This is a genomic window from Ensifer sp. LC11 (assembly GCF_001695835.1).
In the GTDB taxonomy this organism is placed as follows: domain Bacteria; phylum Pseudomonadota; class Alphaproteobacteria; order Rhizobiales; family Rhizobiaceae; genus Ensifer.
In genome coordinates this window covers 94,011-118,472 of the sequence record NZ_MBSO01000045.1, presented here as the reverse complement: position 1 = coordinate 118,472, position 24,462 = coordinate 94,011, and the positions used below count along the sequence as shown (strand labels likewise).

General features: G+C 61.5%; 22 protein-coding genes. 3 read left to right on the top strand and 19 right to left on the bottom strand.

The features are described from left to right. Positions 1-86 precede the first annotated feature (86 nt). Complete coding sequence (locus BBX50_RS24540; RefSeq protein ID WP_065777913.1) at positions 87-956, top strand: ATP-binding protein; 870 nt, start codon at positions 87-89, stop codon at positions 954-956. A 148-nt stretch (positions 957-1,104) separates the two neighbouring features. On the opposite strand, the gene BBX50_RS24535 is transcribed toward BBX50_RS24540, so the two are convergent. From BBX50_RS24535 to BBX50_RS24465, 15 genes are all read right to left on the bottom strand, one after another. Further along, positions 1,105-2,655: a peptidoglycan DD-metalloendopeptidase family protein gene (locus BBX50_RS24535; RefSeq protein WP_065777912.1), complete on the bottom strand. Its 1,551-nt coding sequence runs from the start codon at positions 2,653-2,655 to the stop codon at positions 1,105-1,107. Positions 2,656-2,857: 202 nt separating this feature from the next. Then, positions 2,858-3,502, bottom strand: a complete 645-nt coding sequence (locus BBX50_RS24530) for a biotin biosynthesis protein BioC (RefSeq protein WP_065777911.1) — start codon at positions 3,500-3,502, stop codon at positions 2,858-2,860. A gap of 293 nt (positions 3,503-3,795) precedes the next feature. Continuing rightward, entirely contained in the window at positions 3,796-4,449 is a 654-nt protein-coding gene (locus tag BBX50_RS24525) for a protein-L-isoaspartate(D-aspartate) O-methyltransferase (RefSeq protein ID WP_065777910.1), read from the bottom strand. Next, on the bottom strand, positions 4,450-5,217 hold the full coding sequence (gene surE, locus BBX50_RS24520) for a 5'/3'-nucleotidase SurE (protein ID WP_065777909.1): 768 nt from the start codon (positions 5,215-5,217) through the stop codon (positions 4,450-4,452). A 25-nt stretch (positions 5,218-5,242) separates the two neighbouring features. Next, a complete protein-coding gene (gene serS / locus BBX50_RS24515; protein WP_065777908.1) occupies positions 5,243-6,526 on the bottom strand; it encodes a serine--tRNA ligase in 1,284 nt (427 codons plus the stop codon). 46 nt (positions 6,527-6,572) lie between these two features. Continuing rightward, positions 6,573-7,415, bottom strand: coding sequence for a twin-arginine translocase subunit TatC (gene tatC / locus BBX50_RS24510; protein WP_065777907.1), 843 nt, complete (start codon positions 7,413-7,415; stop codon positions 6,573-6,575). Continuing rightward, positions 7,412-8,131, bottom strand: coding sequence for a Sec-independent protein translocase protein TatB (tatB, locus tag BBX50_RS24505; protein ID WP_065777906.1), 720 nt, complete (start codon positions 8,129-8,131; stop codon positions 7,412-7,414). Before tatB ends, tatC begins: the two co-directional genes overlap by 4 nt. A gap of 74 nt (positions 8,132-8,205) precedes the next feature. After that, a complete protein-coding gene (locus BBX50_RS24500) occupies positions 8,206-8,412 on the bottom strand; it encodes a twin-arginine translocase TatA/TatE family subunit (protein ID WP_065777905.1) in 207 nt (68 codons plus the stop codon). A gap of 92 nt (positions 8,413-8,504) precedes the next feature. Then, positions 8,505-9,617, bottom strand: coding sequence for an ABC transporter ATP-binding protein (locus BBX50_RS24495; RefSeq protein WP_065777904.1), 1,113 nt, complete (start codon positions 9,615-9,617; stop codon positions 8,505-8,507). A gap of 81 nt (positions 9,618-9,698) precedes the next feature. Then, positions 9,699-10,427 (bottom strand): SMC-Scp complex subunit ScpB, encoded by a 729-nt coding sequence (gene scpB, locus BBX50_RS24490; protein WP_065777903.1) that lies wholly within the window; start codon positions 10,425-10,427, stop codon positions 9,699-9,701. Beyond that, a complete protein-coding gene (locus BBX50_RS24485; protein ID WP_065778025.1) occupies positions 10,420-11,238 on the bottom strand; it encodes a ScpA family protein in 819 nt (272 codons plus the stop codon). Before BBX50_RS24485 ends, scpB begins: the two co-directional genes overlap by 8 nt. A gap of 84 nt (positions 11,239-11,322) precedes the next feature. Next, positions 11,323-12,339 (bottom strand): beta-N-acetylhexosaminidase, encoded by a 1,017-nt coding sequence (nagZ, locus tag BBX50_RS24480; RefSeq protein WP_065778024.1) that lies wholly within the window; start codon positions 12,337-12,339, stop codon positions 11,323-11,325. 165 nt (positions 12,340-12,504) lie between these two features. Continuing rightward, positions 12,505-15,450, bottom strand: coding sequence for an SPOR domain-containing protein (locus BBX50_RS24475; protein ID WP_065777902.1), 2,946 nt, complete (start codon positions 15,448-15,450; stop codon positions 12,505-12,507). Positions 15,451-15,513: 63 nt separating this feature from the next. After that, positions 15,514-17,274 (bottom strand): arginine--tRNA ligase, encoded by a 1,761-nt coding sequence (gene argS / locus BBX50_RS24470; protein ID WP_065777901.1) that lies wholly within the window; start codon positions 17,272-17,274, stop codon positions 15,514-15,516. Positions 17,275-17,370: 96 nt separating this feature from the next. Then, positions 17,371-18,588, bottom strand: a complete 1,218-nt coding sequence (locus BBX50_RS24465; protein ID WP_065777900.1) for a deoxyguanosinetriphosphate triphosphohydrolase — start codon at positions 18,586-18,588, stop codon at positions 17,371-17,373. Between the two features lie 211 nt (positions 18,589-18,799). Between BBX50_RS24465 and erpA the strand changes: the two genes are divergently transcribed. After that, positions 18,800-19,132: an iron-sulfur cluster insertion protein ErpA gene (gene erpA / locus BBX50_RS24460; RefSeq protein WP_065777899.1), complete on the top strand. Its 333-nt coding sequence runs from the start codon at positions 18,800-18,802 to the stop codon at positions 19,130-19,132. A gap of 51 nt (positions 19,133-19,183) precedes the next feature. Here erpA and BBX50_RS24455 read toward each other — a convergent pair whose 3' ends face one another. Beyond that, on the bottom strand, positions 19,184-20,647 hold the full coding sequence (locus tag BBX50_RS24455) for a phospholipase D-like domain-containing protein (protein WP_065777898.1): 1,464 nt from the start codon (positions 20,645-20,647) through the stop codon (positions 19,184-19,186). A 208-nt stretch (positions 20,648-20,855) separates the two neighbouring features. Between BBX50_RS24455 and xth the strand changes: the two genes are divergently transcribed. Beyond that, the gene (gene xth / locus BBX50_RS24450) at positions 20,856-21,647 is read left to right on the top strand and encodes an exodeoxyribonuclease III (protein WP_065777897.1); all 792 of its coding nucleotides are present in this window, start codon (positions 20,856-20,858) and stop codon (positions 21,645-21,647) included. Between the two features lie 87 nt (positions 21,648-21,734). Here xth and exoR read toward each other — a convergent pair whose 3' ends face one another. The 3 genes from exoR to BBX50_RS24440 all read right to left on the bottom strand — a co-directional run bounded on the left by exoR (position 21,735) and on the right by BBX50_RS24440 (position 24,261). Then, positions 21,735-22,541 (bottom strand): exopolysaccharide production regulator ExoR, encoded by an 807-nt coding sequence (exoR, locus tag BBX50_RS24445; protein ID WP_065777896.1) that lies wholly within the window; start codon positions 22,539-22,541, stop codon positions 21,735-21,737. Continuing rightward, the gene (locus tag BBX50_RS30340) at positions 22,541-22,714 is read right to left on the bottom strand and encodes a hypothetical protein (protein WP_161490889.1); all 174 of its coding nucleotides are present in this window, start codon (positions 22,712-22,714) and stop codon (positions 22,541-22,543) included. The genes exoR and BBX50_RS30340 overlap by 1 nt, the downstream gene beginning before the upstream one ends. 287 nt (positions 22,715-23,001) lie before the next feature. Continuing rightward, positions 23,002-24,261, bottom strand: coding sequence for an OmpP1/FadL family transporter (locus tag BBX50_RS24440; protein ID WP_065777895.1), 1,260 nt, complete (start codon positions 24,259-24,261; stop codon positions 23,002-23,004). Positions 24,262-24,462 lie beyond the last annotated feature (201 nt).

The window sequence follows — 24,462 nt, the reverse complement described above, 5'->3', positions numbered from 1 at the left end:
AGCGGATACCGTTAACACTCCGGCCGTGGCGTATCGAATCAGCGCAGCACGGCCAAACGACTGATTCAGCTAGTGGAGAGAGACAGATGCCGGAAGCAAAGATCGACGTTCTCATCAGGGAAATGCAGAAGCTTTCCGCGGCGATCGAGCGCATGGCGGGCCCTGCCGCGGCAGCCAATGACTGGAATGCCGCCGAATGCTTCGTATGGGCGCCGGCAAGCCATCACCTGCAGCCGGTCGCCAAGCCGAACCGTATCGAGCTCTCGTTGATAACCGGCGTCGATCATGTGCGTGACATCCTGCTCGACAACACGCTGCGCTTTGCCGACGGATATCCGGCCAACAACGTGCTTCTCTGGGGCGCGCGCGGCATGGGCAAGTCCTCGCTGGTGAAGTCCGTACACGCACAGGTCGCACGCGATACCGGCGTCGCAGTCAAGCTCGTCGAGGTGCACCGCGAGGATATCGCCACCCTGCCCGCGCTGATGGATATCCTCAAGAACGCGCCGGTGCCGGTAATCGTCTTTTGCGACGACCTGTCGTTCGATCATGACGATACCTCCTATAAATCACTGAAGGCGGTGCTCGACGGCGGCGTCGAAGGGCGTCCGTCGAATGTTCTGCTCTACGCAACCTCGAACCGGCGCCACCTTCTGCCGCGACATATGATGGAGAACGAGCAATCGACCGCCATCAATCCGTCGGAAGCCGTCGAGGAGAAGGTGTCGCTTTCCGATCGTTTCGGCCTGTGGCTCGGTTTCCACAAATGCAGCCAGGATGACTACCTTGCCATGATCGACGGCTATGCACGGCACTACGGCTTCAAGGTCGAAAGCGAGGCCTTGCATGCCGAGGCGCTGGAATGGGCGACGACCCGCGGCGCCAGGTCAGGCCGTGTCGCCTGGCAATTCATCCAGGACCTTGCCGGCCGTCTGCGCCACAGGCTCGAGGCATAATCCCGGGCCGCGCATCGCGCAAAGATCCCGCGAGGCAAGCGAAACGACGGCGGCACCGCCTGTCCGAATGGTCAGGCGGTGCTGCACAATTCTGATCGTCAACTCGCTCCCGCCGCCGTATCCGACCAGCGGGAGCCGCTGTGTCCGACTACTCGAGGAAGGTTGCCGGGTTTACGGCCGTTGCGTTCTTGCGCACTTCGAAGTGAACCTGAGGCTGGCTGGCGCGACCGGTCATGCCGGAGGCGGCGAGCGTCTGGCCGCGTTGAACCTTCTGGCCGCGCTGAACCTTGAGTTCGGACGCGTTGCCATAGACCGTGACCGTGCCGTCATCGTGACGGACCAGCACAGCATTGCCGAGTTCCTTCAGGCTGCTGCCCGAGTAGATGACGACGCCGTTTTCGGCTGCCTTGACCGGCGTGCCCTCGGGCACCGAGATGTTGATGCCGTCGTTGCGGTTGCCGTCGACGTTGGCGCCGTAACCGGCGACCACTGCGCCGCGCACCGGCCAGCGATACTTGCTGATGCCCGTCGACTTCGGAGAGTCCTCGTCGACATCCGTCTTGATGGCCGCAACGTCCGTAACGCTCTGCTTGGTGGCCGGCGGCTGGTATTCCGCTGGCTTGCTCTTGTCGAGCGACGCGACCTGCTGCTCAGCCTTCTTGCCCGGAACCGAAGCGGTCTTGACCGGATCCGGCGCAGTGCCTTGCGCGCCCGGCAGCTTCAGCGTCTGGCCGACGCGGATCGACTCGGCCGTCAGGCCATTCGCCTGCTTGAGAGCCGCGACCGACACGCCGGTCGTCTTGGCAATGCGGTTCAGCGAGTCGCCCGCCTTAACAGTGTAGGATCCGCCACCAGCACCCTCGCCGTTCGTTGCCGGCTTGCCAGCAACGACGTCGCTCTTGCCTTCGCCCTTTTCGCGGGACTGGGACGATCCCGGCAGGATCGCAACGTCGCGCTGATTGGTCGGCAGCGGCGAAGGCTGGCGGTTGTTGCCATCGAGATCTGCGAGCGAGTTGGTGGCAGCCGCTTTCGCAGCACTGCCGGCAACCCCGAAGGTCGGGATGACGAGGCGCTGGCCGGTTTCGACCTGCGCTGCGGACTGCAGGCCGTTGGCCTTGAGGATTTCTTTCTCCGGAACCCCGAAGCGCTTGGACAGGACCGCAACCGTGTCACCGGGGCGAACCATGATCGTCGGCGCATTCTGCGTCGTCCAACCGCTCTTGCTGGCCGTTTCCTTGACCGTTGTCGGCAGCGACTGCTGCGTCGCAAGTGCGGCCTGCTGGCGTGCAGCCGGGAACGGCTGCGCTTCCGGGCGCCGATGCGTTGCCGACGTCGGGTCGGCCAGCGTCGTACGCTGGACCGAGATGGGGGTCGACGCGCTCCGGGCGTTCGAAACCGGCGTGGATGCCGTATTTACCGGATCATAAAGACCCTGCCCGCCAGCAGCCGGATAAGGCTGACCGAGAGCGGCGTTGCGCGAATCTGCCGACGTTGCCATCTGGCCGACATCCACGTCGCCACGCGGGACCGGCGTCGTGTTTCGCGGAATTGAATTTGTCGTGATGGTGTCCGACCGGGAGAACAATCCATCAAACCGGCTGGCATCCGAGCTGCAGCCCGTCGCGACGCCTGCTAGCAGGACCGCCACGCACAGGCGGATCGTCGACTTTCCAACCCCGGGAGATACAAACTTACGCATGACGCTTACCCACTCCGAACGCAACTCGATGTGGGATGATTAAAGCGTATTAGAGTTACCGCTCAGTTAAGGTCGGCACCCCCAATGGACTAATTTGACCAAATGCTAACCATAGCCCGTCCGACCTCTCGTCCCGCTCGATTGAGGCCTCCGAAAGGTCGCGCCAGATTGGGGATCAGCCCTTCCGAATTGCTGCCAGCTGTTACATCAACTCGGCGTATAGGCGCTCGATCTCGGATACGGATCTCCGCTCCGTCTGCTCGTCTTCATAGCTGATGCTTGTCAGATCCCACCCGAAGATCTGACGCCCAGACGGATGGACTGGGGCTTCGGACTGTGCCGTCTTGTCTTCTTCGAGCAGCACGCTCACCAGTGTCTGAAAGGCAGATTCTCCGTCCGCACCACTCGCCTGGTCGTATTCGAGCGATCGCAGACCGGCCACGGCGGCTTCACGTGTCCCGAAATAGCGCAGGCTGTCTTGATCCTCCGCTCGAAGGCCATCGTAGTAGTCGATGAAATTCTTGTAATAGGCCTGATGGTCGCCAATCTCCAGGAACCTGCCGAAGGCCTGGTACTCGCGCGAAGCCAGTTGCGGCGACAGCCGATTGTTCCACTCGTCGCGCGTGAGCGGTGGCTGCCCTTCGGCCGCCTTCCGCGTCTGACTCAAGTAAAGCAGAGCATCGGCTGAAAGCGCGACGCGCGGCGTCGGATCGAAGAAGCTCGCCGCAAGCGCCTGTGCGGCCTGCTCGTCCTTGCCTGCGGCGCTCGCCTGACCGGCGTTGCGTCCTGCAAGATTATTCAGCCCGTCGCCCGATGCCGCAGCGGTCAGCCTGTTCGCGATCTGCATGTGCCGTCTCCGTCTACCTCACGAACTGGTCCCTGCCCACGCCGCAATAAAGCGACGACTCGCAGGCAGAACCTAATCCGCGCACGGCAGGCGTATGGCGCGAAGCTTGCGCGAGGCTGGATGCGATTAAGGATTTGTTAATACGAATGGCGCGAACGGCGACAGGCGGCCGCTAACCAAGGCGTTCAGCGGCTAAAGCACCCCGCAAGCAAGCGGAGGCACTGGAAGCGGAAGACGCTTTGGGATCGGAGTACTAGGACGTCCTTCGTGTGTTCGTCCGAACGCACGGCGTTCTAGAGAAACGACGCGAGCTGCGGCACGATCGCAAGGTAAGGCGCGTCGAACAGATCTTCGCGGTCGAAGCGACTGCCTGTCCGGTTGACACGAACAACCCGGCAATGGGTCTCGCTCATCATGATCGGAACCACCAGAGTTCCACCGGAAACGAGGTGATCGGAAAACATGCGTGGCAGGCTGTTGAAGGCGGCCGTGATCAGGATGCGATCGAAGGTGCCCTCGCCCGGCACGCCGGCGCTGCCATCCGCATGCCGGACGATGACGTTGCGAGTGCCTGCCTTTTCCAGGTTTTTCTGCGCCGAGGTCACCAGGGTCTGATAGCGGTCGATCGTCAGGACGCGTTCAGCCACGCGCCCCATCACAGCGGCCGTAAACCCGCTACCCGTTCCGACTTCGAGGATGCGTTGGCCGGCCTTGAGGTTCAGGCAATGCAGCAGACGCACCGCAAAATCGTACCCTTCCATGAACGAACCGCAATCGAGCGGGATTGTGCGCTGCGAATAGGCGTCAGCCTGGTACTGCGGTGGCGTAAAATGGCTGCGCGGCGTCTGTTCAACCGCCTTCAGCAGGTCATGGTTGACGATACCTTCGGCACGCAGCCGCAGCACCATCTTGGCAAAGCCTTCCTGTTCGGTCACGCGCGCGCTCAATCAACGGGCCCCTTCGCTGAGCGCCCGCACGAGACGATCCTGAACACTATAATCTGTCAGGTCGAGCTTGAGCGGGGTGACGGAGATCCGGTTCTCGCGCAATGCATGAATATCGGTGCCGGCACGAAAATCGCCGAAGCGCTCGCCGAAACGCAGCCAGAAATAAGGAAAACCACGGCCATCGGTTCGCTCGTCGATCGACAGGCCAAAGTCGAGCTTGCCTTGCGAGGTCACCTCGGTGCCATCGACCGCATCGGCCGAACAATTCGGGAAGTTGACGTTGAGCAGCGTGCCGTCAGGCAGATCCACCGCCATCAGCTTGCGGATCAGCGCCGGCGCGTGGGTCTCCACCACATCCCAAGCTACGGCTTTTCCCGCTCCGTGATGGTAGGCCTGACTGAGCGCGATGGAGCGGATCCCCTGCAAGGTTCCCTCAATGGCGCCAGCCACAGTCCCGGAATAGGTCACGTCGTCGGCCATGTTGGCACCGATGTTGACGCCGGAAAGCACAAGATCGGGCTTTCGATCCAGCACCTTGCGCACCGCCATGATGACGCAATCGGTCGGCGTGCCGCGCAGCGCAAAGCGTTTGTCCGCGATCTGCCGGAGCCGCAAGGGCTCTGAAAGCGTCAGCGAATGCGCAAGACCACTCTGGTCGGCTTCCGGCGCTACGACCCAAACGTCGTCCGAAATCGTCCGGGCGACCCTTTCGAGCACCGACAGGCCTTCCGCGTGAATACCATCATCGTTCGTCAGCAGGATGCGCATGATGATGTCCTTCCTCGGCGTCCGTTCAGGCTGCCTTTTCGATGCGCTTCTGGCCACCCATGTAGGGCACCAGCACGTCAGGCACCGAGATAGAGCCGTCGTCGTTCAGGTAGTTTTCGATGACAGCGATCAATGCCCGTCCGACCGCGACGCCGGAACCGTTCAACGTATGAACGAACCGGGTGCCCTTGTCTTCCTTGGTACGATAGCGCGCATTCATACGGCGCGCCTGGAAATCGCCACAGACCGAGCAGGACGAGATTTCGCGGAACGTATCCTGTCCCGGAAGCCAGACTTCGAGGTCGTAGGTCTTGCGGGCGCCAAAGCCCATGTCGCCGGTGCAAAGCGTCATCACGCGGTAGTGCAGGCCGAGACGCTTCAGCACCTCTTCGGCGCAAGCCGTCATGCGCTCATGCTCGTCGATCGAGGTGTCGGCGTCGGTGATCGACACCAACTCCACCTTGTTGAACTGGTGCTGGCGCAGCATGCCGCGGGTGTCGCGGCCGGCTGAGCCCGCTTCCGAGCGGAAGGACGGCGTCAAAGCCGTGAAGCGCAAGGGCAGCTTTTCGCCCTCGAGGATCTGCTCGCGAGCGATGTTTGTGAGCGGCACTTCCGCCGTCGGGATCAGCCAGCGGCCATCGGTGGTGCGGAAGAGATCTTCGGCAAATTTTGGCAGTTGCCCGGTGCCATACATCGCGTCATCGCGGACCAGAAGCGGCGGCTGTACTTCCGTGTAACCATGTTCCTGCGTGTGCAGGTCGAGCATGAACTGGCCAAGCGCCCGCTCGAGCCGCGCCAACTGACCCTTGAGGATCGTGAAACGCGAACCGGAAATGCGAGCGGCACCCTCGAAGTCCATCAGGCCCAGCGCTTCGCCAACCTCGAAATGCTCGCGCGGCTGATGGTTCCAGCTTGGCTTGGCGCCGACGACGCGCGTGACGACGTTGCCGGTCTCGTCTTCGCCAACCGGCACATCTTCTAGGGGCACGTTCGGGATGCGGGAGAGTGCGTCGTTGAGCTCTGCCTCGACCTTGCGGCTGTCCTCTTCAAGCGCCGGCATGGCGTTCTTGAGCTCGGCCACCTCGGCCTTCAGCTTTTCGGCAAGCTCGGCGTTCTTCTGCGCCATGGCCGCGCCGATATCCTTCGAGGCGGCATTGCGGCGCGACTGCATGTCCTGCAGCGATTGAAGGATCGAGCGGCGGCGTTCGTCGAGAGTGATCAGCGATGCCGACAAAGGCTCCGCGCCCCGCTTCGCCAGCGCGGCGTCCAGCATCTCGGCATTCTCACGGATCCATTTGATATCAAGCATTGTCGTTCCACGCGTTGGTCAGATCACGGCGCGAAATCTCGAATGCTCAGCCCTTGGCGGGACCGACCTCTCCGGAAGTTTCTTCCTGCGACTCGGCAACCTCGCTCTTGAGCGCGTCTGCTGCCCGCTGTCTTTCGACGAGTCGCGCCGTATAGATCGAAATTTCGTAGAGAAGGATGGCGGGCAGTGCAAGGCCGATCTGGGAAACAGGATCCGGCGGCGTGAGTACAGCCGCCACGATGAAGGCGATCACGATCGCGTACTTGCGCTTTTCCGCGAGGCCCTGCGAGGTAACGAAACCGACACGCGCGAGAAGCGTGGTGACCACCGGGAGCTGGAAGACGAGGCCGAAGGCGAAAACCAGCGACATGATCAGGCTCAGATACTCCGAGACCTTCGGCAGCAGCTGGATGGCCACCTGGCCTTCGCCACCGCCCTGCTCCATCGCCAGGAAGAACCACATCACCATCGGTGTGAAGAAGAAATAGACGAGCGCACCGCCGAGCAGGAACAGGAGCGGCGACGCCACCAGGAACGGCAGGAATGCAGCGCGCTCGTTCTTGTAGAGACCCGGAGCGACGAACTTGTAGATCTGCGCGGCGATCACCGGAAAGGCGATAACCAGCGCGCCGAACATCGCCACCTTGATCTGAGTAAAGAAGAACTCCTGAGGAGCGGTATAGATCAGCTCGACGTTGCGATGGCTGAGGCCGGCCCACCCCACCGCCCACTTGAACGGCAGCACCAGGAGGTTGAACAGGCCCTTGGCGAAGTAAAAGCAGACGAGGAACGCGACGAAGAATGCTCCGACGGCCCAAATCAGGCGCCTGCGCAATTCGATCAGATGCTCGATCAGCGGCTGCGGCCGATCCTCGATATCGCCGCTCATGCTTCACCTTTCTTGCGCGCAGTCGCGCGGGGCTTGGACGTCTTGGCAAAAGGTTCTTGCGCCGCTGACGTTGCCTTGCTCTTTTCGGCGACCGGCGTTGCGGGCACCTTTGCAGAAGAATTGGGGGCCGCAGTCTTGGGGGCCGCAGACTTGGCGGCGGCCGCGGCTGCCTTCGGCGCGGCGGTTTTCTTGGCTGCCGGCGCCGCATCGACCTTGGCCCTTGACGCACGCTTCGGCTTTTCGGCCGGCGCAGCGACTACCTCGGAGCGCTCCATCTGGCGATTGGCCGAACCGATCGCGGCGGCGGCGACCGTATCGGATGGCTTCGCCTCGACAGTCGCCACTGGAGCTGCAGCAACCGGTTCCGCTGCAGTCACAGGCTCAACACTGCTTGTCGGGGCGGGTCGGTCCGGCGTTGCCGCCTTCTGCAGGTCCGATTTGATCTCGTTGCCCATCTGGCGCAACGGATTGATCGCTTCTCTCAGGGCATTGGCCGGATTGAGGCTCTGCGCGTCGCTGATGGTTTTGCGGACCTCGTCGAGATCCGCTTCGCGCAGCGCCTCATCGAACTGGTGCCTGAACTCTGAAGCCATTCCGCGCAGCTTCGCAGTCATGCGGCCGAAAGCCCGCAGCATTGGCGGGAGATCTTTCGGCCCAACGACGACGATGAGAACGATTGCGATGACGACAAGCTCGGTCCAGCCGATATCAAGCATGCGATATGTCCTGCAAACCCGTGTGGAAGCCTATCCGTTCTTGGGAACGGACCGGCCCCAGTGACGCTAGAGCGTTAGCGAACTTCGTCAGACTTGTGGTCAACGGTCTTGCTGTCGAGCGTCTTGTCGGCTGCAGCCGCTTCGTCGTCGGTCATGCCCTTCTTGAAGTTCTTGATGCCCTTGGCGACATCGCCCATCAGTTCGGGGATCTTGCCGCGACCGAACAAGAGCAGCACCACGACCAGAACGATCAGCCAGTGCCAAATGCTAAAGGAACCCATGCTCTTACTCCTCTGAGCCTTCCCCGATTTAGGCTCTATCACATGTCAATTTTCAGGCGCGCTTCAAGCACGCATTTTCGTCGCGACAGAACCTAAGATGCAGAACCGCTTTTTTCAAACAGTAATATATCCCGCTCGTTAACTGAAAGCATTACATCGCGCAATCCATGCGGCAATCGGTCCGCGCGGATACGAGCCCGAACCACTTCTTCACAACCCGGCACAGCGAGCTCCAAAAGCTCGACCACCCCGATGAACCGCCTGGAGAGAATGCGGGCGGGTATGTCGCCATCCTCCTCGCCGACACGTACGCCGGAAAGTCTGACGGCGACCGACAGGCGCTCCCCGTCGCGGTGAGGACCGGCCGCCACGCTTCCAACCGGCGTGTCAACACGACCGTCGCGAACCTGCGCCTCGAAGACATTGATCTCGGAAAAGAAGCCCGCAGCAAAGAGATCCTTCGGTTGGCGGTAAAGCTCGTCGGCCGTGCCGACCTGCACCAGCCGCCCGTCTTTCAAGAGCGCAATGCGGTCGGCCATGCGCATGGCCTCTTCCGCGTCATGGGTGACGACGATCGCCGTCGCTCGCGTCTCGCGCAGAATGGCGAGCGTGTCGGCGCGGATCGAATCCTTCAGACGGGAATCAAGCCCCGAGAACGGCTCGTCCATCAAAAGCACCGCCGGACGCGGCGCGAGCGCGCGGGCAAGTGCGACACGCTGCTGCTCGCCGCCGGAAAGCACGTGCGGATATTGGTCGGCATAATGCGACAGCCCGACGCGCTCCAGCGCCGCGTCAGCCTGGACGAGGCCTTCCTTTTTGGGGATTGCGGTCAGGCCGAAGCGAACATTGTCGCGGATCGTCATGTGCGGAAACAGCGCGAAGTCCTGGAACATCAATCCGACGCCGCGCTTTTCCGGCGGCAGGAAAACCGAGGGGCCGGAGATCTCCTGGCCGTTGAGCATCAGTCGCCCGGCACTCTGGCGTTCAATCCCGGCGGCAATGCGGAGCAGCGTCGTCTTGCCCGAGCCCGAAGGGCCAAGCAAGCATAGGACCTCCCCCGCCTTGGCCGCCAGGCTGACGCCCTTGATCGTTTCCTTCGCGTGGTAGCTGTGGTGGATATCGTCGAAGGTCAGGCTCGCCGCAAAGGATACGCCGGCCGTCCGTCGCGTCGTCATGACGGGGGCGTCCTGCGGATATGAAACCATGCTCTTGCATTCCTTGACACCGGTGGCGCAAAGCCAGCTGGCCCGGCGCCACGGAAAGCCGATATCTCTAATCAGGTTTTTCTAATCGGCTTCTTCGCCCTTCGGTGTCAAGAGCCCCAACTCCTCCAGGTCGAACTGGGTAATGGGATCCTCATTCTCGGCAAGCTCGTCTTCGCCCACGGGCACGGGAATGTTGAGGTTCGACGGTACGCGGCCGGAGAGCAGGCCCGCCCCCTTCAACTCCTCGATACCCGGCAGATCGCGCAGTTCCTCCAGGCCGAAATGATCGAGAAAATCGCGCGTCGTGCCGAAAGTTACGGGCCGTCCAGGCGTGCGCCGGCGCCCGCGGAAGCGCACCCAGCCCGCCTCCATCAGCACATCCAGCGTGCCCTTCGAGGTCTGCACGCCGCGGATATCTTCAATTTCGGCGCGGGTAACCGGCTGGTGATAGGCGATGATGGACAGAACCTCGAGGGCGGCACGCGAAAGCTTGCGGACCTCGGGCTCGTCCGTCTGGACAACAAAAGAGAGATCAGCCGCGGTGCGGAAGGCCCAATGGTCAGCCACCTGAACGAGATTGACACCGCGCGTCGCGTAGAGCGCCTTCAACCGCAACATGATCCGGTGAACATCGGCGCCGCGGGGCAGCCGGCTTTCGATGTAGGCCTCAGACACCGGTTGGGCCGATGCGAAGACCAGGGCTTCAGCGATCCGTTCAGCCTCCTGCTCCAACCGGGAGTCCAGCAGTGCCTCTTCGATTTCGTCGTCCTCGTCGGGGACCCCCGGCAGGTACTTCTGGGCTTCAGCCACGGGCTGCCTCCATGTCGGCAAGCGTCTCGGCATCGATCGGGTTCGGTCCACGCCTCAGATAGATCGGCGCGAAGGCCTGCTCCTGTCGGATCTCCAGCCGGCCTTCACGGACCATTTCAAGCGACGCGGCGAAAGAACTGGCGATGGCCGTCGCCCTCTCTTTCGGGGTCGTCATGTAGCGGATCAGAAAATGATCAAGCGCGGTCCAGTCTTCGAGGTCGCCGATCATGCGGGCAAGGATCAGCCGCGCGTCGGACAGCGACCAGACATGGCGCTTCTCGATCGTAACCTGCGTGATGGCCTGTCGTTGGCGCAGGCTCGCATAGGCGCTCAGGAGATCGTAGAGCGACGCGTCGAAACCAGACGTCTTCTCGGCAACAATATGCTCTGGTGCACCCCGGACGAAAACGTCCCGACCAAGCCGGTTTCGATTGATGAGCCGCGTTGCCGCCTCGCGCATCGCTTCCAGGCGTTTCAGCCGGAAAGCCAGTGCCGAGGCCATCTCCTCGCCGGTAGGACCGTCATCCTTGGCCTGTTGCGGGATCAGCAGCCGCGATTTCAGGTAGGCGAGCCATGCCGCCATGACGAGGTAGTCGGCCGCAAGCTCGATCCGGATGCTGCGTGCCCGCTCGATAAAGGCGATGTACTGTTCGGCGAGCGCCAGGACCGAAATGCGCGACAGGTCGACGCGCTGGCTGCGGGCGAGATGGAGAAGCAGATCGAGGGGGCCTTCAAAGCCGGCGATATCGACCACGAGCGCTTCTTCGTGCAGCCCGCGCTCGGCAGTTTCATCCTGCCACAGCGGCTCCATCGGCGCCTTTGACGCAGGCTTGCCTTGTCTTTCGCCCGCATTGCTCACTGACGGTCTGATCCTTTCCTATCGGCCTCGCCTGCCCTAAACCGTTGCAAACAGACCGTTGAACTCGGCCCGCAAATCGTCTTCGTTCGCATCGTCAGGCACTCGGAATGCGGCCTCGGCCGCCCTTGCCCGGCGCAAGCTCTCACCGGCAAGAACCGGCACGACATCTGCGACGGCCTTCATTTCCTCCATTATGCCATGACAATGCAAGACGAGATCAAGTCCTGCGCCAATGATGTTGCGGGCGCGGGCCGTCATATCGCCGGCCAGCGCGTTCATCGAGACGTCGTCGGACATCAACAGACCATCGAAACCAATGTGGCCGCGAATGATCTCCTGCACGACCTTTGGCGAGGTTGTCGCCGGATTTTCCGGGTCGATCGCCGTGAAGACCATATGCGCCGACATCGCCATCACCTCGTCCTTCATCGCGACGAAGGGGAGGAAATCACTGGCTGCGAGTTCGTCGAAAGAGGCGCTGACAACAGGAAGATTGTGGTGCGAATCCACAAAAGTGCGGCCGTGACCAGGCATGTGCTTCATGACCGGCAGCATGCCGCCCGCCTTCAGCCCCTCGCCCATGGCGCGACCGATCGCCGTCACCGTCTCAGGGTCATGGCCATAGGCACGGTTGCCGATCACGTCGTGGCTGCCCGGAATCGGCACGTCGAGCACCGGCAGGCAATCGACGGTGATGCCGAAGCGCATCAGGTCGAACGCATGCAAGCGACCCATGAGCCAGGCAGCGCGCAGTCCCAGTCCCGCGTCGCGCCGGTAGATTTCGCCGATCGCAGCGCCATTTGGGTATTGCTGCACAAGCGGCGGCCGAATGCGCTGCACGCGCCCGCCTTCCTGATCGATGAGAACCGGCGCGTTCGGATTGCTGATGCTGTCGCGAAGTGCCGCCACCAGACCGGAAATCTGTTCCGCCTCGCCGATGTTGCGCCCGAACAGAATAAACCCCCAGGGACGCTCGCCCGCGAAGAACTCGCGCTCGTCGGTAGTCAGGGAAAGGCCTTTGCAGCCGGAGATAAATGCTTTTGATTCGCTCATGGAAAAAGCATAGAGCGCGCGCCGCCCGGCGCGAAGCCACAAAGACGGAGCCGGAGCCACTCATGCACAAGCTCATTGCAGACAAGGTCTCAATGAAGGCCCGAAAAGCAAAGGGCGCGGCTTTTGTACGCCGCGCCCTTAATGAATGCTATCGTAGATCCAGTTCTACTTGGTGACCAGGCAGCTGCCGCCCGCGCCCTTGTACTTGGAGCAAAGAGCGTTGGCCTCTTCCTTGGAGCCGGCCGGGATACGGACGCGATAGTAGGTGCCCTTGCCGGCGATCTCCGCCTTGCGGATATCGACGCCGCGGCCGCCGATGACGTTCGCAAACTTGTTGGAGAGGCTGTTGTAGGACTTCTGCGCCTCGGCTTCGGACGGCAGCGAAGCGACCTGGATGAAGTAGCTACCAGCCGGAACCGGTGCGGTTGCGACCTGCTGGGCCGGTTGCGTCTCGGCCGTGACCGCTGCCTGCTCTTCGGCCGGGCGGACATTCCCCTGATCCGTGACGGTGCCGACGACATTGGCCGGCTGCTCGGCAGGACGCGTCTGCGGCGTCGGCGCCTTGTCGCCACCGGCTGCCGTGGTCGTGACGTTGCGAACCGGAACCTGCTCGATATTGGCATTGCCTGTTGCAGCAAGCGCGACCTGCTCAGCGTTACCCGATGCCTGGCCGGCAGCAGCAACGTCGTTCGAAGGCGTCTCGGGCAACGGCTGCGTCGCGCCAGCGACGTCGGTCGCCGGGGCGGCAACCGGCTCTTCGCGAGCAACGAGCGTTCCGTCCGGCTTGACGATCATCGTGCGCACTTTCCTTGGCGCGACAGCCGGCGTCTTGTCGTCTTCCTGTGCTGCGGTCTCGCCATTGCCGCCGTCGGGCAGCAAGCGCTCGCCGGCCCCATCGGCGGGCAACGCCGTTTGCAGGCTTTCCGAGTCGTCGCTGCCTTCCAGCGGCAGAGTTTCCGGCGTCAGCGTTTTTTGAACGACATCCATCGGCTCCTCAGTTGAGGACACCAGGGCTTCCTGCTGCGGGGCTCCTGCCTGGGCACCGGCGACGCGGTCGTACACCGCCTTGTCCTGGTTCGGCACGGTCTTGCCGCCTTTTTCCTCGGGCACGACCTTTACCGGCGCCTTGTCGGCCAGAATGATTTTCGGGCCCTCCGCGGACGTCGCCGCATCACTACCGCCCATCCAGGCATAAACGGCCGCACCACCAAGAATGATGACGCCGGCAACACTGGCGGCAAGCAGCATCGTGCGCTGAGAGCGACGACCTGTGCCAAACTCACGATATTCGCCGCCATCTTCCTGGATCTGCGCCGCGGAAACCCTCTCTGCATCCCTCTTCACGGGCTGGCGCTCGACCATAGAGCGCCGGAAGTCCTCTTCCATCGCCTTCTCGAACTCGTCGAAATCAGTGAGCGCACCCGCTCCGAAGGACGGGCTCGCGTCCGCCGCGCGTGCGGGACGAACCGCCTCCGCCTTGTCAACGGCCGCAGGCCGCGCATCCTTGGCGGCAGGAACCGGCGTGCCGAAGAGCTGCGCCATTTCTGCGTCGATATCGAGGTCGTAGTCCGCAGGGTAAGCAGCGGGCTTTTCGGCCTCGATCACCGGCAATTGCGGCACGTCCATGTCGGCGATCGGCGCCACACCGTTTTCGGCTTCTGCAATCATCGTCGGATCGAAAGGCAACGCGCTTTCGATCGGCGCTTCCTGGGGTTCGACCGGAGCGGATGCTACGAAAGTTTCCTGGTAACGCTGCGGTTCCTGCACCTGCGACACGGCAAAGTCCTGCGGGACGAACGCCGGCCCTGCTGCTGGCTCTGCCGAGAGTTGCGGGGCGTCGACCACCGGCTGTTCAGCGGCGCCAAGATCCGAAAGATCGAGCTTCAAGGCAGCATCGGAGAGCTCCATTTCGAAGTTCTCGATGTCGAAACTCGGCTCGTGCTCAGGCTCTACGGTCGGCTGAGCAACCTCAGCCAACGGCATCGCGATCGGCGGCACAGCAACCGGGGAAGCAGCGACTGCCGGGGCAGACGCAGGCGTCACAACGGTGGCTACCGACGAGACCAGTGGTCCGGCGAAGGCGCGCTGTTGGCTGGAACCCGACGGCGAAGCGACCGGCGTGGCCCGACTAAAGGTCGGCGTGAACGGATAAGGGCTCTTTTTCACCGGCGCAGCGGCGATACTGGCCGGTGCAGCAGCGGGGGCGACCACTGGTTGCGCAGCGGCATGGAGAGCCGGGTGGGACTGAACGGCAGCCGCAACGATGGCACTAGCCGGCGGAACCGGGAAGCGCTCGACGTCTGCCAGCAGGTCGTCGCCACCAGGCTCTTGCGCGATTGCCGGGTTTACGTATGACACGTCGCCCAACCGCTCATCGGCGATATCAGGGCGCTCCTCAGCGAGGAGATCCAGGGCCGCAAGGTCGAAGCTCGGCTCCTCGTCAGTGGCAACCGGTTGTGCAACCCGGGCAGGCTCGATCCATGCAGATGACACGTCATCCCCCGGCGCCTGCCAGGCATCCACCGACATGTCCTGGGGCTGAGCGGCCGGCGTCTCTTGGGCATCGTCTTGCAGCAAATCGGCTTCGCCGAGCGACAGCTCGAGTTCGCGCTCCAAGTCGAAGGCGGGCTCGTCTGCGAACGACGTGATGGCCTGCTGTTCGGCAACCTGATGCACCGCCGAGAACGACTGCACCGCGGCGTATTCGTCAACAGCGACAGGATCTGGCAACGCTTCGATCGGCTCCGGCTGACGGAACACGGGCTCTTCCTGCTCGATCGCGACCGGCTCCGGCTGGCGAAACACAGGTTCTTCGAACTCGACCGCAGCTTCGGCTATCGGTTCGAACTTGGGCTCGTCGACGGGTTGTGGCGCCGGCTGCGGCACAGACCGCGGCGCATCATAGTTGTCGAAAGCGCGCAGAAGCTCGTCTTCGAGATCGAAGGCAGGGTCCTGACGGACCGCCTCCTGATGTCGTTGCAACTCCTGCAATTGCTGGACGGCCGGCCGGGCATCGTAACCGACGATCCGGGCGAGTTCGGCCAACGGATCATCGTCTGCCAATACATCGAATTCAGCCGGCCCGCTTCGTGCGAATTGTTTGTCTGCCATGCTCTCCACTCACAATTGCCTGTATCGCTGTGCCAGTGCATTGTGGGAAAATGGTGACAATACTTATCGCATTTCCTCCGGTGCGGAGGTGCCTGTAATAGACAGGCCGGATTTCAATACCGAAGCGACAGCATGCACCAGCCCGAGTCTGGCAGTACTTAATTCTCTATTTTTATCGTTAACAAAACGTAATTCCGGATTCTCTTTACCTTTGTTCCAGTGTCCGTGGAAGGCAGCGGCAAGATCATACAGGTAAAACGCGATGCGATGCGGCTCCTGGGCCAGTGCTGCGGCCTCGACGACGCGCGGATATTCTGCAAGCTTGGCGACGAGCTGAAGCTCGGCCGGATCGACGATCTGACCGTTGATTGCACCGGCAAGATCGAGTGATTCGACATTCAGGCCCGGGAAGGCCTCCGCGGCCTGGCGGAACACCGAACGGCAGCGCGCGTGCGCATACTGCACGTAGAAGACCGGATTGTCCTTGGACTGTTCTGTGACCTTGGCAAAGTCGAAGTCGAGCGGTTCCGAATTCTTCCGGTAGATCATCATGAAGCGAACCGGGTCGCGCCCGACTTCGTCGACAACATCGCGCAACGTGACGAAATCGCCGGAGCGCTTCGACATCTTCACCGGCTCGCCATCGCGGAAGAGCTTGACCAGCTGGCACAGGAGAACCGTAAGCTTCGACGAACCGCCGGAGACTGCCCGCGCCAAGGCCTCGAGACGCTTGACGTAGCCGCCGTGGTCGGCGCCGAGCACATAGATCATCTCGTCGAAGCCGCGGTCGAACTTGTCCTTGAAATAGGCAACGTCGGCGGCAAAATAGGTGTAGCTACCGTCCGACTTGATCAGCGGCCGGTCGATATCGTCACCGACTTCCGTCGAACGGAACAGCGTCTGCTCGCGATCTTCCCAATCCTCCGGCAACTGCCCCTTCGGCGGCGGCAGGGTGCCCTTGTAGACATGCCCCTTGAAGGTCAGGTCGTTGATCGCCGTGCGGATAGCAGCAGCACCATTGGCGTGGAGCGTACGTTCGGAGAAGAAAACGTCGTGATTGACGTTCAACGCCGCAAGGTCCTCGCGGATCATCGCCATCATCGCGTCGATTGTCCGGTCCTTGACGAGCGGCATCCACTTGTCTTCGGGCATCAACCGAAGGCTCGTACCGAATTCATCGGCAAGCGCCTCGCCGACCGGCACCAGATAGTCACCCGGATAGAGGCCCGGCGGAATCTCACCGACGTCCTCACCGAGCGCCTGGCGATACCTGAGGAACGCCGAGCGGGCGAGCACGTCGATCTGCGACCCTGCGTCGTTGATGTAATATTCCTTCGTCACCTGATAGCCGGAAAAGGCAAGCAGATTGGCGAGCGCATCGCCGACGACGGCGCCGCGGCAATGACCGACATGCATCGGGCCCGTCGGGTTGGCGGAAACGTATTCGACGTTGACCTTGCGGCCGGCACCGAGGGTGCTTCGGCCGTAATCGAGACCGGCACGCACCACCGTCGTCAGCAGCTTCTGCCAATAGGAAACCGACAGCCGGACATTGATGAAGCCGGGCCCGGCAACGGAGACCTCGACGACTTCCGGATCCTGCTTGAGCTTGTCGACGATGAGTTCGGCAAGCGCGCGCGGGTTCATGCCGAGAGGCTTTGCAAGCACCATGGCGGCATTGGTCGCGACATCACCGTGGCTCGGATCGCGCGGCGGCTCGACATTGACACGTCCGAAATCAAGTTCGGATCGCTTTTCTCGAACGCTTTCAAGCGTTTCGAGAATATCCTTAATTCTTGATTCGAAGTCCGTGAAGAGATTCATCTGATCCGTCCGCTTTTCCCGATCACATGTGATCGGTGCAAAACTCAAAAAGGAGGCTCGGTTCGGCCGAACCGCAAGCCTCCGGGCGGGGGGTCCCTACCGCAAATCCGGCGTATGGTCAAACAAGCGCTTGTGCACGCTGATCGCGAAGGTATCGGTCATGCCGGCGAGATAGTCGCCGACGTGGCGCGCCCGCGCCGGCTCGGCCATGCCGGCGATCTGATCGATCCAATAGTGCTCGCGCATCAACGACGGATCGTCCATGAAAGCCTGATAAAGGTCGCTGACGATCGAGGCGGCATTCTCCCGCACACGCATCACTTCAGGATGGCGATAGATCCGGGTCATCAGCAGCCGCTTGATCTGCTTGTCAGTCTCTCCCATTTCGCCCGAGAACGTCGCGATCACGGTGCCCGCCTGGCGCACGTCCGCTGCGCTCTGCGGGCGGATTGCGGCGATACGCTCCTGGGCAACACCGATCACGTCCTCGACCATTGCCGTGATCTGACGGCGCATGATCTCGTGGGTAAAGCGGCTGCTTTCGAGGCCCGGATAGCGATCATGGACCTCGCGCATCAGCGCGGCCAGAAACGGCACGTCTTCGAGCATTTCGAAGGTAAGATAACCCGCCCTCAGCCCATCGTCGATGTCGTGCGTGTTGTAGGCGATATCGTCGGCGATGGCGGCGACCTGCGCTTCAAGGCTCGCAAAACTCGCCAGCTCCAGATCATGAACAGCACAATAGTCGAGGATCGGCTGCGGCACCGGTCCATGGGTGCCCTGCCCGTCAGCCGTCAGCAGCGGACCATTGTGCTTGACCAAGCCCTCCAGGCTCTCCCAGGTAAGATTAAGCCCGTCGAACTCGGCGTAGCGGCGTTCGAGCTTGGTGACGATGCGAAGCGACTGGGCATTGTGATCGAAGCCACCATAGGGCTTCAGCATCTCGTGCAAAGCGTCCTCGCCCGTATGGCCGAAGGGCGTGTGGCCGAAATCGTGCACGAGGGCGACACCTTCTGCCAGGTCTTCGTCGAGCTTCAGCGCGCGCGCCAGGGCGCGGGCAATCTGCGCCACCTCGATCGTGTGCGTCAGGCGGGTCCGGTAGTGATCGCCGTCGGCGGCAATGAAGACCTGCGTCTTGTGCTTCAGTCGGCGAAAGGCCGTCGTGTGCACGATGCGATCGCGATCGCGCTGGAAGTCGGAGCGCGTGGCGCTCGTTGCTTCAGGGTAGAGTCGGCCGCGCGTCGCCCAGGGGTTCGACGCGAACGGCGCATGTTCACCATAACCGAAGCCCAGCGCATTTTTGTCGAATGTCATCTTCCACCTTATCGTCGTCCCATTGACGGGACATTCAGGCCTTCATACCTATAGTGAAAGCCACGGAAACGCGTCATGCAAGCATCGACCGATTCCGCAAGCGGAAGCAACGGCTTGGCCGCCGGTGCTGAAAGAAGCGCCGAAGCGTGACAAGCAAGTGCACCAGCACAGGACAATTCTCTCCGGATCTTGACCCCGGCAGGAGGCAGATATGACGAACGAAACCGTGACCCTCTCGGATGCAGCCGCAAAGCGGATCGCCACGATCCTGCGCTCCGACAGTCACAACAACGCCATGCGCGTTTCCGTCGAGGGCGGTGGCTGCTCGGGTTTTTCCTACAAGTTCGACCTGGTCGACAGTACCAATGAGGATGACCTGGTGCTGGAGAAAGACGATGCCAAGGTGCTGATCGACAGCCTGTCACTCGTCTATATGGGCGGCTCGGAAATCGACTTCGTCGACAACCTGCTTGGCCAGTCGTTTCAGATCAAGAATCCGAATGCGGTTGCAAGCTGCGGATGCGGAACGAGTTTTTCCATCTGACGCCAACCCGCTTGCCTGGCGGATTGACGGCGGATCTCCACGTCGCGACCGTCAAAGATATGGCGACCCTAGCCAGAGAAGACGGTTGGCCAGACGGTCAGCAAGAGACATCTTGCGCAATCCTTCGAGTGTAACTGGTTCGGCAGATGCAAGAACGTCGGCTATCGTACCGTTGATCGACTGGGCGAAACCGTGATCCAGCACCTCCAGATCGAATTCGAAATTGAGCCTTAGCGAACGCGGATCGAGATTGGTGGATCCGACATAGGACCAACGTTCATCGACCGTCAGAAGCTTCGAATGGTTGAAGGCGCCCTTTGCGCGCCAGACGCGGCAATGCCCTTTGAGTACCTGATCGAACTGCGCGGTCATCGCCCGGTCGACCAGAAGCAGATTGTTGACGGCGGGAACGATGATATCGACTTCCACCCCTCTGCGGGCAGCGGTGACGAGCGCGCTGATCAATTCGCGGTCCGGCAGGAAGTAAGGCGACATCACGCGGATGTTCTTCCGCGCGACCGAAAACGCACCCATCAGCATCCTGTGATTGGTCTCATTGGTGGCATCCGGCCCGGATGGCACGGCGCGCATCAGCAACGAGGATTCACCGGCCACGAGGGGCGCCTCTTCGATCCGCCATGCGGCTCCTGTCAGGACTTCACCGCTTGAAAACTGCCAATCCTCGGCGGAGACCTGGAAAATATCGGCCACCACGGGACCAACCATGCGAAAATGCGTATCCTGCGCCGGGGTCTGTTCGGCGATCTCGCTGGTAAAGCCGGCGCGGATGTTCATTCCGCCGGCGAAGGCGACCTGGCCGTCGATCACGAGAAGCTTGCGGTGGGTGCGCAGATTGGCATAGGGCAGCCGCAAGCCCATGATAATGTTGCCGTTGAAGACGGCGGTGGGAACGCCAGCCGCTTCCAAGTGACCGACAATGCTCGGCACTGAGTAGCGGGCACCAACCGCATCAATGAGCACGCGCACCTCAACGCCGCGAGCCACCGCCGCGATCAGCGCATCGGCGAAGCGCAGGCCGACAACGTCACGATCGAAGATGTAGCTTTCCAGAAGGATCGAACGTCGCGCCGCGGCAATCGCTTGCAACATGGCAGCGTAAGCCGCATCGCCTCCGGAAAGGATCGAGATCTGGTTTCCCGTGCACATGCGATGCCGGGAAACACGATCCCCGAGAATCTTCATTGCCGCAAAGCGTTCACCGAAGCGCCCACCGATGGTCGTGTCAGAAACGTCGAAGCGACCGAACTGATCGGGTCCCTGCCCGCGCAGCAGGGCGCGCTGTGATCCGATCGAGGACCGCCGGATGCGATTGATGCCAGCAACGGCGTAGATCAACGCCCCGACGACCGGCGACAGCAGGACGACGCCGACCCAACCGGCGGCGGCGCGAACATCGTCCTTTGTCATCGCTGCATGGATGGCCGCAGGGATGCCGAGCGCGAAAGACAAGAGCGCCAGAATATGCGGCCAATAGTTCTGCACGAGATCGATCATGGGCGGGACTATAGCCGGCCGCAGGGCGGAATCAATTCGATGCCCCACACCATATACCGTTTAGACCGACCCTTCGTGACACACCGCCGCCGATGCCCGTCGCCTGGCACGCCAGACACCCGCAGGTATCGGATTTGTCAAAAGAATCCGGAGCGGCTAGAAAAGATCCCACGCACGGACTCACCGATATGGAAGGGCTTTTCGAGCCATGAAGATTGCCACCTGGAACATCAATGGCGTCAAGGCGCGAATCGACAGCCTGCTGGCATGGCTGAAGGAATCCAGCCCGGACATCGTCTGCCTCCAGGAGATCAAATCGGTGGACGAAGGCTTTCCACGTCTCGAGATCGAGGCGCTTGGCTATCACGTCGAGACTCACGGTCAGAAAGGCTTCAATGGCGTCGCACTGCTGTCCAAATTGCGTCCGGACGAAGTCAACCGGGGCTTGCCCGGGGACGATTCGGATGAGCAATCACGGTTTATCGAAGGTGTCTTTTCCGTCGAAGGTGGTGTGATCCGCGTTTGCTCGCTCTACCTGCCGAACGGCAATCCGGTCGACAGCGAAAAATACCCCTACAAGCTTGCCTGGATGCGCCGGCTTGCTGCCTATGCGGAGCAGCGCCTGCTGCTCGAAGAACCGTTCATCCTTGCAGGCGACTACAACGTGATCCCGGAAGAACACGACTGCTGGGACATCAAGGTCTGGCAGAATGACGCCCTCTTCCTGCCGGAGACGCGGGCCGCCTTCCGCCGTCTGCGCAATCTCGGCTTCACCGACGCGGTGCGCGCGACAACCGATGCGGTGCCGCTCTATACGTTCTGGGATTATCAGGCCGGCTGCTGGCCCAAGAATTTCGGCATTCGCATCGACCATTTGATGCTGTCACCGGAGGCCGCCGACCGCCTGGTATCGACCTCGATCGACAAACATGTTCGTGCCTGGGAAAAGCCCTCGGATCACGTCCCCGTCCTTGGGACATTTCAGTTCGCACCGGCTTAGGCCCGGGCTTGGCACGCGACGCGTCCATTTCGATTGTCTCGATTTTGCCCCGAGCCAATGGCGGTCCGGGATTGCGCCGAGACGCGCCTAGTCGTCGTCGCCTTGCATGTGCAGGTTCTGCGACAGCGAGATCGCCGTGCGCCGATCGTCCTCGGTCGCGATGGAGAAGGCCTGCTCCTGCATCGACTGCAGCCACGGCCGATCCTTTGGCGAACACTGGTCAAGGGCTGCGGTCATATAGGCGAGACCGCGCACGGTCTGCCCCTCCTGGAAGATAACGTTGCCAAAGACACCCATGGCGCCGGCATGGCCGCTCTTGCGCGCCCGGTTGAGCCACTTCTTGGCCTGCTGCACATTAACGCTACCGCCCTCACCCGACAGCAGCATGCGCGCCAACTGAAACTGGGCCTCAGAGACCCCGAAGGTCGAAGCCGCCTGGAAATAGAGTTGCCGCGCCTGGGCCATGTCTGACTTGATCGGGCTATCGGGAATGCCACGGCGATAGTAGCCAGCCAACGAAATCAGCGCGTTGACGAAATAGCCGGTGTCCTCGGAACCCGGCTCCACACCCTGCTGGGCGATCTCGCTGTAGATTTTGAACGCTTCCAGGTCATTCTCGGCGACGCCGTCGCCATAGGCGTACATATTGGCCAGAGCCCAACGGGAACCGGTGTGGCCCTTCTCGGCGGCGTATTTGTAGGCTTCGACGGCCTCGTCCTTGCGGCCGTTCTTGTAGGCGGAAAAACCGAACTTGAAGAGGGCGAAGGGACCGGATTCCTTGGTGACGCCCGCACCGGGATCAAACGCATATACCGGCATGGCGATGGTCCCGCAGACCGCCAGCGACACGCCGAGTATCGCACACTTCAGTGACTTCAGTTCACCCGCAAGCATCACAGTCTATTTCTTCCGTTCCAGCCGGCCACGCCGAACTCATCACCGCTGCAAACACAAACGCCCGGACGGCCCGCCGCCATCCAAAACATCAACAACTCCGCCGACAATGTCGGCGCAACCTTCACCCAATAAAACTTCGACACGGCTTCCAGAACGATCAATTCAGCCAACCACTTGCGCCAAGGTGCCAAAGGTCACATCTGAAGTAACGGTCGACGGTCCAAGCTGCATTTCACTCCAAACGCTTACTTTGCTCGTTTGTCCCTACTATCGCTGCTCCCTGTTTGTGGCGGGAAATGGACATAGCCGGGACGAGTCTGATCCTAGCAAACTCTAGCATCAAAAGTGTTGCTGAATCGTCACATTGCGGGGCGCTACGGCCGCTTGGTTAAACGCCTCCACATCAAAAGAAAGGCCCGGTCGAAACCGGGCCTTGAGCAATCAGATAGACGAAGGATCAGAACTTGACCTTAAGCGACGTGGAGATGGCGCCGACGAAGTCGTCATCGAAATCATAGGACGCCCGGTTGCCGTAAGGGAGACCATCCTTGAAGACGGTGCCGGAATGCCCGCCTGTCAGGATGCCAACCGCGCCGGCCACGCGCCACTCGATGTTCTCTGTGGCTGCGTAGGAAACGCCAGCACCCAGGGTCCAAGTGTCCGTCTGCGTGCCGAGACCGGTGCTAGTGCCGCGGTCCCAGGTCAAACTTGCCGCACCGCTCCACTTTTCATTGAACTTATGTCCGACACCACCGGAGATCGTCCAACCATCACGATAAAGAAGGTCCAACGTCGTTGCCTCTACGGGGCTGCCTGCGCGGCACGCCATAATGCCACGGGTCGAGGTGGGGCAGAATGGCAAAATCTGAAGCTGGCTCCAGTCCGTCCATTTGACCGACCCGAAAACAACCCATCCTGGCGCGACGCCGGTTTGAATTTTCAGCTCCAGCGAGTCCGGCATATCGGCGGTGCCGTAAACATCCGTAACCCTGCCAGCCAAAGGGTTGCCGCCAAGCCCGAGCGGGAGCTGCCGCAAATCTAGCGTACCGGTTACGTCTCCAAGGTCGACAGCACTGTTGTACACAAGGCTTGCGCGAACCGCATATTCCGGAATTTCGTAGCCGACGCCGGCGCGCCAGCCCCATCCGTTGCCTTCAAGATCCAGGCGACCAATGCCCGACAAGCCCAAAAAGCCGGGCAGTTCCTGTACGAGGCGCTCTTTGAAGCCGCTCACTTCCTGGTAGAAGACACCGCCAATAACACGAAACTGACCCTTCCCCATATCCCACTTGTAGGAGCAGGTTGCCGCATAGTTGTCACTGTCGATCTTTGTCTCGGTGTTATCGTTGGCACCCGCCCAATTGACACCGGGCTTGGTATGCGCCCCCCAAGGCTGAGAGTAGTCGGCCATGCAGTCAACATTGCTGCCGAGCGCGGCCTTCACTCCGATACGCGGCACCCAATAGCTTTCCGTATCGCCGATACCGGAGTTCGGACGGCCGTTCAGGTTACCACCCCCCGCAGCATCCTGAACGTTGTTCAGTTCGCGCTGCGGATTGACGTAGGTCGCCGATGCTTCTGCGGCATAGTCCGACGGGTCGAACAGCAGGTCGATATTGTAACCGCCGCGCTCAAGACCGCCAGCGTGCGCGGCAGACGCAAACAGCAAACCAGCCGCCACTGCCAGGACGCCCCGCTTCAAATTCATATGAGCCATCCAGCTCCTCCCCTGCACTGCAAACTGCGACATTCCACCTCATGCCGCCTGTGCTGGGAGTATTCTCACGAACGCGTGAAATCGCAAACGCCAGATCTTGGGGTCCAACCGACGAATCCGCCACAGAATTTACGTAAGATTCTCATGATTTAGACACATTCGCGGAATTTCGAAATTAATTTCCCAACCAGACAGGATAAA

Excerpts from the sequence above, each read along its gene's own strand:
- BBX50_RS24455 (WP_065777898.1), bottom strand. The coding sequence starts at position 20,647 with ATGATCGATCTCGTGCAGAACTATTGGCCGCATATTCTGGCGCTCTTG.
- BBX50_RS24465 (WP_065777900.1), bottom strand. The coding sequence starts at position 18,588 with ATGACATTCGACAAAAATGCGCTGGGCTTCGGTTATGGTGAACATGCG.
- tatB (WP_065777906.1), bottom strand. The coding sequence starts at position 8,131 with ATGCTTGATATCGGCTGGACCGAGCTTGTCGTCATCGCAATCGTTCTC.
- BBX50_RS24530 (WP_065777911.1), bottom strand. The coding sequence starts at position 3,502 with ATGCAGATCGCGAACAGGCTGACCGCTGCGGCATCGGGCGACGGGCTG.
- erpA (WP_065777899.1), top strand. The coding sequence starts at position 18,800 with ATGACGAACGAAACCGTGACCCTCTCGGATGCAGCCGCAAAGCGGATC.
- tatC (WP_065777907.1), bottom strand. The coding sequence starts at position 7,415 with ATGAGCGGCGATATCGAGGATCGGCCGCAGCCGCTGATCGAGCATCTG.
- nagZ (WP_065778024.1), bottom strand. The coding sequence starts at position 12,339 with ATGAGCGAATCAAAAGCATTTATCTCCGGCTGCAAAGGCCTTTCCCTG.
- surE (WP_065777909.1), bottom strand. The coding sequence starts at position 5,217 with ATGCGCATCCTGCTGACGAACGATGATGGTATTCACGCGGAAGGCCTG.
- BBX50_RS24540 (WP_065777913.1), top strand. The coding sequence starts at position 87 with ATGCCGGAAGCAAAGATCGACGTTCTCATCAGGGAAATGCAGAAGCTT.
- BBX50_RS24535 (WP_065777912.1), bottom strand. The coding sequence starts at position 2,655 with ATGCGTAAGTTTGTATCTCCCGGGGTTGGAAAGTCGACGATCCGCCTG.
- xth (WP_065777897.1), top strand. The coding sequence starts at position 20,856 with ATGAAGATTGCCACCTGGAACATCAATGGCGTCAAGGCGCGAATCGAC.
- exoR (WP_065777896.1), bottom strand. The coding sequence starts at position 22,541 with ATGCTTGCGGGTGAACTGAAGTCACTGAAGTGTGCGATACTCGGCGTG.
- BBX50_RS24495 (WP_065777904.1), bottom strand. The coding sequence starts at position 9,617 with ATGGTTTCATATCCGCAGGACGCCCCCGTCATGACGACGCGACGGACG.
- BBX50_RS24475 (WP_065777902.1), bottom strand. The coding sequence starts at position 15,450 with ATGGCAGACAAACAATTCGCACGAAGCGGGCCGGCTGAATTCGATGTA.
- argS (WP_065777901.1), bottom strand. The coding sequence starts at position 17,274 with ATGAATCTCTTCACGGACTTCGAATCAAGAATTAAGGATATTCTCGAA.
- BBX50_RS24440 (WP_065777895.1), bottom strand. The coding sequence starts at position 24,261 with ATGGCTCATATGAATTTGAAGCGGGGCGTCCTGGCAGTGGCGGCTGGT.
- serS (WP_065777908.1), bottom strand. The coding sequence starts at position 6,526 with ATGCTTGATATCAAATGGATCCGTGAGAATGCCGAGATGCTGGACGCC.
- BBX50_RS24485 (WP_065778025.1), bottom strand. The coding sequence starts at position 11,238 with ATGGAGCCGCTGTGGCAGGATGAAACTGCCGAGCGCGGGCTGCACGAA.
- BBX50_RS24500 (WP_065777905.1), bottom strand. The coding sequence starts at position 8,412 with ATGGGTTCCTTTAGCATTTGGCACTGGCTGATCGTTCTGGTCGTGGTG.